The sequence below is a fragment of the Rhodopseudomonas sp. genome (assembly GCF_048594845.1).
Taxonomy (GTDB): Bacteria; Pseudomonadota; Alphaproteobacteria; order Rhizobiales; family Xanthobacteraceae; genus Rhodopseudomonas.
Genome location: NZ_JBMDXE010000102.1, coordinates 1 through 6,679 on the forward strand (window position 1 = coordinate 1; position 6,679 = coordinate 6,679).

Below are 6,679 nucleotides of genomic sequence, written 5' to 3' on the forward strand. Positions count from 1 at the left end.
AAGCCGTCGGCAAGCTCCCGCGGCACCGAAACCACTCCAGCGCCGTCACCTACGATCAGGTCCCCGGGATCTAACACCAGGCCGTCGAGCGCGAGCGGACGGCCGATCGCGCCCGGGCCGCTGCGCAGCGCCCCGCGATGGCTGACGCCCGCGGCGAACACCGGAAAGCTCGATTTCCGGATGGAATCGGAATCGCGGATCGCGCCGTTGACGACGAGGCCGGCGATGCCGCGCATCCGCGCGTAGGACGACATGATCTCGCCGACGAGCGAATTGGTGAGATCGCCGCCGGCGTCGACCACGATCACGTCGCCGGGCAGCGCCATGTCGAGCGCCTTGTGGATCAGAAGATTGTCGCCGGGCCTGGTCTTGACCGTGAAGGCCGGCCCGACCAGATGCCCGCCGTCGTGCATCGGCCGGATTCGCGCGCCCGCCGCGGTCATGCGCGACATGCAGTCGCTGATCGTGGCTGTGGGCACGCCGCGATATTTGGCGACGATATCGGGCGCGACCCGATGCTGGATCTGCCGAACGCTGAATCCGATCAATGGCCTGCTCCCGCTGGTTGCGGCGCGTCGAGATGTGCCGACAGCCGGCTGAAGACGCGGCGGGCGTTGCCTTCGTAGATCTTGGCGCGATCGGCGTCCGACAGGTCCAGTTGATCGACATAGCGCTTGGTGTCGTCGAAGTGATGTCCGGTCGCGGGATCGATGCCGGGTACGGCGCCGATCATCTCGGACGCGAACAGGATGTTGTCCACCGGGATCACCTTGGCCAACAGTTCCTGGCCGGGCAGATGATAGACGCAGGTATCGAAGAAGATGTTGCGCATGATGCCGTCCTTCAATTCCGGCAGGCGCTGCGCCAGCGCGAGCCCGCGGAAACGGCCCCAGTGGAACGGCACAGCGCCGCCGCCGTGCGGAATGATCATCTTCAGCGTCGGAAAATCCTTGAACACGTCCGACAGCATCAGCTGCATGAATGCCGTGGTGTCGCCGTTGAGATAGTGCGAGCCAGTGGTGTGAAACGCCGGATTGCACGCCAGGCTGACATGAATCATCGCCGGCACGTCCAGTTCGACCAGCTTCTCGTAGATCGGATACCAGTAGCGATCCGACAGCGGCGGATCGGTCCAGTAGCCGCCCGACGGATCGGGATTGAGGTTGCAGCCGACGAAGCCGTAGTCGCGGACGCAACGCTCAAGCTCGGGGATGCAATTGGCCGGCGACACGCCCGGCGACTGCGGCAGCATGCAGACGCCGATGAACTTGCCGGGAAACAGCGTCTGTACGCGATAGATCAGTGTGTTGCAGGCGTCCGCCCAGGCCTCGCTGGTCGAGGCCTCGCCGAGATGGTGTCCCATGCCGGCGGCACGCGGCGAAAAGATCGTCGCGTCGGTGCCACGCTCGCGCTGCGCCTTAAGCTGACCATTCACGATGCTGTCGCGAATTTCGTGGTCAGTGATCGAAGGCCGCGGCGGGGCGGTGCGGCCCTCCGCCGCCGCCTCAACTTGTTGTTGCCGCCACAACTCGTGTTGCTTCGGGGCGGTGGTGTAGTGGCCGTGACAGTCGATGATCATCGTGTCCCTTTCCATTGTCGCATTACCGTTCGACAGCGCGTTATTCGCCGCTGATGACATCGCCGACATTCGTCCACGCGCCGTTGCGGAATTGCTGGATCTGAAACTGGTCGATCATCGCGTAGTTCGTCGGCGACGTGTTGAACGCAATGCCAGGCAACAGCATCGGCGCGCGAACGTTCTTCAGGTTGGTGGCGATCTTCATTACGTTCGCACGGGTGAGGTCGTCGCCGGCTTCCTTCAGGACCTGGGCGGTCAGATACGAGGCGATGTAGCCGACGATCAATCCGCCCTCGCGGGCGTCGCGTTGCGGCAAGTTCGTCTTGAGCCAATCGAGATACTGCTTGACGTCCTCGTCGTTCTGCACGGCCGGATTGGTGGGATCCTTGACGTAGGCGGTCGACACCACACCCTCGGCAGCCTCGAATCCGGCCGGCTTCAGCACGGCCTCCACGCCCGACGACGTGCTGCAGATCACATGCAGCGGCTTCCAGCCGAGCTCGTGCCGGGTGCGGATCTGCATCGCGCCGAACTTCTGCGTGCCGGCGAAGAAGAACACGTTGGCGCCCGACGCTTTCGCGGTGACGACCTGGCTGCTGATCGTTGGATCGCTGACTTCGAAGCTCTGCTGGCTGACGATCAGCGATTGCGCCTTGTCGCCGAGGCCGGCCTTGAAGCCCGCGGCAAAGTCCTTGCCGAGATCGTCGTTCTGCACCAGCATCGCGATCTTTGGCTCCGGAACGGTTTTGAGGACGTAGCGGGCGAGGGCGCGCGCTTCGGTGTCGTAGCCGGGCAGCAGGCCGAGCGTCCATGGCGACGTCTTCGGGTCCTTGAAGCGGCTCGCGCCGGTGGCGAGAAACAGCTGCGGCACTTTTTTGCTGTTCATGTAGCGCTGGATCGCCGCATTGGTCGGCGTGCCGACGGAGCCGTAAATCAGGAACACGCCGTCGCTCTCCACTAGCTTGCGCGTCACCTCCACCGTCTTGGGAGGGCTGTAGGCATCGTCCAGGGTTAGCAGCTTGACCTTGCGGCCGTTGATGCCGCCGGCTTTGTTGAGTGCGTCGAAATACGCCGTCGACGCGGTGCCCGATGCGCCGGCCGCCGAGACAGGGCCGGAGTAGGGCATGGTCTGGCCGAGCTTGATCTCGCCATCCGAGGCGCCTTCGTCGTAGTTTTTCTGCGCCGAAGCCAAGGTCGGCAACGTTGCTATTACGGTGAATACCAGTCCCGCCGCAGTAAGGCGCATCGATAGTCCTCCCTGTTCGATCGGCTCTTTGCTGGCCGATTCGTTTCAGTCTCTGCGTCCGATCAGCCGGCTGCGCCGCTAGGCGTCGATCACCGCGAAGGCGTCGCACTGCACCAGCATGTTCGCTGCAAGATGATCATTCTGAAGCGTGTGGCGGGCCGGCCGGGATTGCGGATCTGGAAAGGCGGCCAGCCACTCGCGATTGACCGCGGCGCGCGCCTCCGGGACCTTCACCCAAACGGTCATCTTGACGACGTCATCGAGCGTTGCGCCGGCGGCGTCCAGAATTCGCGCCAGGTTCGCAAACATCAGCGCCGCCTGGCTGTCGACGTCATCGGGGAGTTTGCCGGATTGCGGATCGAGGCCATGTACGCCGCCGGTCATGATGATGTTTCCAATCCGCGACGCCGCCGGGATCGGCTGCGCGCCATGCTTGAAACCGTCGACCTCGATGCTGCGCCGCTTCGCCATCGCGCCCTCCCGTGAGTTGCGGACGCGGATGAGCAATCGGCGACCATGCGTTTCCGCCAGTACGCGACCCGTCCTCGTCTCGTTTTCCTTAGCGACCATCAACTACACAATCGAATCTATTTTGTCCAGATGGTATGTTTTGTCGAGGCGGGTTGCGCGTGCAGGACGTTGTGGATTGACATCCGATATAAAACTGTCCATGTGGTATAAATAACAAAAATGCTTGTGACGGAGGACACCATGGCCAAGCTGGTATTCGGGCTCGCGACATCTCACACGCCGATGCTGACGCTCGAGGGCAAGCGCTGGAGCGAACGCGCCGCCGACGATCGCAGAAGCAAGTCGCTGAACCTCTCGGACGGCCGCTTCGTCAGCTACGACCAGCTTGCCGCTGAAAATGGCGAGCCCTACGCGGCCGATGCGACCGAGGAAAATTTCCTGAAGATGGAAGCTCACGCGCAACGCGCGCTCGACACCATCGCCGATGGGCTAGAGCAAGCCGCGCCGGATGTCGTGATCATCATCGGCGACGATCAGGCCGAGCTGTTCTCGCTCTCCAACATGCCGGCGATGTCCATCTTCTACGGTGCGGAGATTCTGACGCACGAACGTCATTTGACGCCGCAGACGCCGGGCTGGGTCAGCGCCGTCAGCAAGGGCTATGCGATGGACGCCGTCCACTCCTTTCCGGGACAGCCCGAGTTCGCTCTCGAATTGATTCAGGGACTGGTCGATGATCAGGTCGACGTCGGCGCAGCCGCCAAGGTCGATGATCCCCTTAAGGCGGGGTTTGGTCACGCTTACGGCTTCATTATCGAGCGGCTGTTCAAGGGCAAACCGATCCCGGCGGTGCCGGTCCTGCTCAACACCTACTATCCGCCCAACTCGCCGACGGCACGGCGTTGCTACGACGTCGGACGCAAGCTCGCGCGTCTAATCGACAAATCTCCCCGGGATCTACGCGTCGCGGTCGCTGCCAGCGGCGGCCTCAGCCATTTCGTGGTCGATGAGGAACTGGACCGCAGGGTGTTGAATGCGCTGAAGAGCAAGGACACCAGCGTGCTCACCGGCCTGTCACGCAACCAGCTGAACTCGGGCTCGTCGGAGATTCTCAACTGGGTGATGCTGGCCGGCATGGCCGAAGGGCTGACCAACGACTGGTCGGAGTATTACCCGGGCCGCCGCACCCCAGCCGGCACCGGCACTGGCATGGGCTTCGCGATGTGGCGGTGAAAGGGGCGCGACGTCACGGAGATCAACGCGTTTTGAATTACACATACAAATCAATGAACCGGAATTTCCGCTTTCTCTTTGGTTGCAACCTCTTTCGGCTCGAGAATTACTTCTTGCCTTAAAACGGCTGCAAGCAATTTCTGTGACGTGTGCGCACGGCAGTAAGAGTGGGCCAGCCGCGTGCTTGGACGGAGCCAGTCTTCGTTAGATCATTGGTCATTGACCGATACATCATCACCTTTGTCTGCTTTGGGTCAGCAGCGCCGATAAGCTTTCCAGCACAAGCGAATAAATGACAGCTTCAATCTGGAAGCGGACGCAGGAAGCGTCGGAACGACGATGAGAGTCTCAGAGCGGCAAAGTGTGCTGGTCGAACTGCGGGGCGACTGAGCCTCTCTGCCGGTCGTCGGCTCGCTGGTCTCGTCGCGAACACTCGCCTGGCGCCACGTCGCTATGTCCGATCTCCCGAAGCGGATTTCGAGTGACGTCTGATTTGTCGAAGGAATTGCTGAAGTAATTAGGGGCGCTGCCATCGGACGTCCGGTGTAGCGGCGTATCCGGACTAACACGCCGACACCCGATCTTTAGGATCGGGCCAGAAGCGGACTTGACCCCTACCAAGTCGCGTTCCGTCCAAATCGGTTCGGCCGCGGCAGCAAACTGCAGCCTCGCCTGCGACGCTTCGCCGGTAACGACGGAGACGGGTCGCCCCAGCGCTCTTCCTGATAGTAGTCCCACACAACGTGATGCTGGCTGGCCCAGTTGTCCCAGACTAGCAGGGAATCGGGCTGCCAGTGAACGTGCGTCTGCAGGGCGAGCTGACCCTCGATGTGGGACCGATGAGAAGTCGAACCATTTGATGCCGAAGTTCGGCGAGGCGAAATGATCCTCTAGCGCGCGGCGTTTGCCGCGCGATCACCAGCACGCCGTTCTTCTCAAACCGATACGGATCTCGGTGAGCGGCTGCGCTAAGGCACGCCTCGACGAAGCAGGAAGCATTGCTGCGCCTGCTGTTAGTTTGAGAAAGTCGCGGCGCTGTATTGCCCTTGTCCATTCCATCAGGCTGGATGTCAGTCGCAAGATGACTGTCAGGCGAACGCGGGCTGTCGAGCCATCCGGAAAATTGCAATTTGGCTGCTGCGGACGTGGCGGGCAGGGAGGCAAATTCCTTTCATTCCTGTCACAGGAGGATGGACGTTCTGCGCGCCGAGACGTCTCACTGTGCCGTGACCACAGCCGTGCCGATTCAACTACGCGGGCCGGCCGTCGAAGCGATCGAATAATTGATTACCACTACGACTGAAATGTTCTGTTTCGTGAGCCATCGGATGCGGGAACCGTCTCTAAAAACACCCATCTTCAGAATTGTCGGTGGGAACCGGTTCGATGATGATCCGCTAATTGGGTTGAAATCATCCCTCGCAGTGACGGATCAGGGCACATGCCGACGGTGAGTGAATTGAAGGACGGGCTTTGGCGCGAGCTGGCGCTCAAGGCCGAACTGGGCATCAACGGCATCGCCATCAGCAGCGAAGCACTCGACTTTCTGCGGCCTGGCGTCAAGGCGCAGGAGCAGGTGCATTGCCTGTTCGAGATGGATTTCGAGACTCACGAGGTCGAGCTGCCGTCGCATTTCTACCTGCCGCTCGGGCTGAGCGTGCCGTTCCGCTGGAATCCGAGGTCGGCGTATCGCATCGATCTGCTCGGCGACCGTACCGTGCTGATCGACCACGGCGAGGTGATCGCCGAGGTAAAATTCCGCGACCGTCCGGCGTTCTACGGTGCCAAGACCACTGACGGCATCGACATGTCGCAGATCGGCGCGCACTACGCCGATCGGCATCTGTTCGTCGTCTACAGTAACGAGTGCTCCTACAAGGAGAAGGGCGAGGACTGCCTGTTCTGCAACATCAACTACACCAAGGATGTCTACGGCGAGAAGGGCGGCGTGTTCTGGAAGAATGCCCGGCAGATCGGCGAGACCGCGGCCCATGCTTTCAATGGCGGCGAGATCGACCATCTGACGGTTAGCGGCGGCGTTATCCCGGAGCGCCGCGAACTCGAATACTATCTCGACGTCGCAGAGGCGATCCAGCAGCACACCGGGCGGGAGGACTTCAACGGCACTGCCACGATCGCAGCGCCGCTCG

Annotated in this window: 6 protein-coding genes; 2 read left to right on the forward strand and 4 right to left on the reverse strand. The window is 61.7% G+C overall.

Translation table 11 applies throughout. The annotated features are described in order from the left end of the window. The 4 genes from ACOJTD_RS05810 to ACOJTD_RS05825 all read right to left on the reverse strand — a co-directional run. Positions 1-548, reverse strand: a 548-nt coding sequence (locus ACOJTD_RS05810; protein ID WP_420131981.1) for an RraA family protein, incomplete at its 3' end; no start/stop codon positions are given. Continuing rightward, a complete protein-coding gene (locus ACOJTD_RS05815; RefSeq protein WP_420131982.1) occupies positions 545-1,579 on the reverse strand; it encodes an amidohydrolase family protein in 1,035 nt (344 codons plus the stop codon). The genes ACOJTD_RS05815 and ACOJTD_RS05810, both read right to left, overlap by 4 nt. Positions 1,580-1,619: 40 nt before the next feature. Beyond that, the gene (locus ACOJTD_RS05820; protein WP_420131983.1) at positions 1,620-2,825 is read right to left on the reverse strand and encodes an ABC transporter substrate-binding protein; all 1,206 of its coding nucleotides are present in this window, start codon (positions 2,823-2,825) and stop codon (positions 1,620-1,622) included. Between the two features lie 78 nt (positions 2,826-2,903). Further along, positions 2,904-3,296 (reverse strand): RidA family protein, encoded by a 393-nt coding sequence (locus ACOJTD_RS05825; RefSeq protein ID WP_420131984.1) that lies wholly within the window; start codon positions 3,294-3,296, stop codon positions 2,904-2,906. Between the two features lie 240 nt (positions 3,297-3,536). Between ACOJTD_RS05825 and ACOJTD_RS05830 the strand changes: the two genes are divergently transcribed. After that, positions 3,537-4,529 (forward strand): extradiol ring-cleavage dioxygenase, encoded by a 993-nt coding sequence (locus ACOJTD_RS05830; protein ID WP_420131985.1) that lies wholly within the window; start codon positions 3,537-3,539, stop codon positions 4,527-4,529. A 1,441-nt stretch (positions 4,530-5,970) separates the two neighbouring features. Then, a partial coding sequence (locus tag ACOJTD_RS05835; protein ID WP_420131986.1) for a radical SAM protein occupies positions 5,971-6,679 on the forward strand: 709 nt, incomplete at its 3' end.

What these genes read in the sequence shown, in the direction of transcription:
- ACOJTD_RS05815 (WP_420131982.1), bottom strand. Translation starts at nt 1,579, where the DNA reads ATGATCATCGACTGTCACGGCCACTACACCACCGCCCCGAAGCAACAC.
- ACOJTD_RS05825 (WP_420131984.1), bottom strand. Translation starts at nt 3,296, where the DNA reads ATGGCGAAGCGGCGCAGCATCGAGGTCGACGGTTTCAAGCATGGCGCG.
- ACOJTD_RS05830 (WP_420131985.1), top strand. Translation starts at nt 3,537, where the DNA reads ATGGCCAAGCTGGTATTCGGGCTCGCGACATCTCACACGCCGATGCTG.
- ACOJTD_RS05820 (WP_420131983.1), bottom strand. Translation starts at nt 2,825, where the DNA reads ATGCGCCTTACTGCGGCGGGACTGGTATTCACCGTAATAGCAACGTTG.